This is a genomic window from Carnimonas bestiolae (assembly GCF_051251145.1).
GTDB classification, from domain to species: Bacteria; Pseudomonadota; Gammaproteobacteria; order Pseudomonadales; family Halomonadaceae; genus Carnimonas; species Carnimonas bestiolae.
On record NZ_JBPCZK010000017.1, the window covers coordinates 1 to 1660 of the forward strand.

At 51.2% G+C, this 1660-nt stretch carries 1 protein-coding gene; it reads left to right on the top strand.

The features are described 5' to 3' along the window. Nucleotides 1–764, top strand: a 764-nt coding sequence (locus tag R84865_RS13215; protein WP_435639911.1) for a recombinase RecT, incomplete at its 5' end; no start/stop codon positions are given. Between the last annotated feature and the right edge of the window lie 896 nt (nt 765–1660).

A 1660-nucleotide genomic window follows, 5' to 3' on the forward strand; every position in this document is an offset into this window, starting at 1 on the left:
AAGCGGCAAAGAACCTTCCGTCGCTGCTTTCTGCAATTACGAACATTGCGGCCATCGGAATCAGTCTCAACCCAGCCAAAAAGCAGGCTTATCTAGTACCCCGGAAAGGCGCGGTGTGTCTCGACATTAGCTATATGGGAATGCTAGAGCTGGCAATGTCTTCTGGCTCTATTCGTTGGGGGCAGGCAAAGCTGGTCTATTCGAAAGACACGTTCGAGGTGCACGGGCTGGACAAGCAACCAACCCACACGTATTCACCATTCGCCACAGACCGGGGCGATGTAGTAGGCGTCTATTGCACGGTAAAAACGAGCGACGGCGACTATCTGACGGACACAATGACCGTCGAAGAAATTAACGGTATCCGCGCACGCAGCGAGTCATTCAAGCGTGGCGGCAAGGGGCCATGGGCGACTGACTGGGGAGAGATGGCGCGAAAGACAGTAGTCAAGCGGGCCTACAAATACTGGCCTAAAACTGACCGCCTGAGCGAAGCGATCAACTACCTAGATACCGAAGGCGGCGAAGGCATAAGCGACGCGCCAGAGCACCCGAGTGCCCTTCAGGAGTGGGTAGATAAGGTGAATGCCTGCCAATCATTAGAACGGCTTCGCGAGCTGTGGCAGCCAGCGCTAATCGCTCTCAAGCAGCACAACAACATCGCAACGCTAAGTTCGTTCAAAGAAGCCTTCAAACAGCGCGGCGAAGAGCTTAAGGCGGTGGAAGCGAACACGTACGAGGGCGAAGCAAATGAAGTTGGTTGATATGAAGGGCCGTCGATATGGTGGTTTGACTGTTATCGAACGAGTAGGAACATCGAAAAGCAGAGATGCGATTTGGTCTTACTTATGCGACTGCGGACGCATAGGAAAATCAACTGGCTATTCCATCAGGTCAGGAAAAACAACCAACTGCCCGAAGTGCTCACTATCCAGATGCGCCGCAGGTTCTATTACTCACGGAGAAACTAGTAGCGCTGAGTACCGAACATGGACAGACATGAAAACTCGTTGCTTAAACCCTATGAGCACGAGTTACGAGAAATACGGGGGTAGAGGTATCACAGTCTGCGATAGGTGGAGTAAATCCTTTGCAGCCTTTCTTCATGACATGGGGCGCAAGCCTTCGCCTGGCCATTCAATCGATCGCATCGACAACGATAAAGGGTACAGTCCAACAAATTGCCGATGGGCGACGGATTACGAGCAAGTAATGAATCGCAGGAACACGATTTTCGTGACTATCGGCGGCATAAAGAAAACGCTAGTCGAGTGGTGCGAAATCTATGGCTGCACACCTGCTTCCGCTTACCTAAGAAGGTCTCAGGGTTTTATCGGAGAGGCAATATTCAAGACGACAAAAATGACTATTACCTTCAGTGGAATAACAGACACAGTTTCTGGCTGGTCTTCAAGAACAGGTATTCGCCCAACAACTATAACTATGCGGATTAATAAGTACGGATGGAGTATTGACCGAGCCTTGACAGAAGGAGCAACCAAGTGCGCGTAATTACAGATCCACAGGGCAGTCAGGAGTGGCATCAGGCACGCGCAGGTGTAATCACCGCAAGTATGTTCGAAGAAGCCCGCAAGAAGCTCAAGAGCGGCCCTAATAAGGGACAGCCTACCGCAGCGGCAAATGATTACGCATTTCGTCT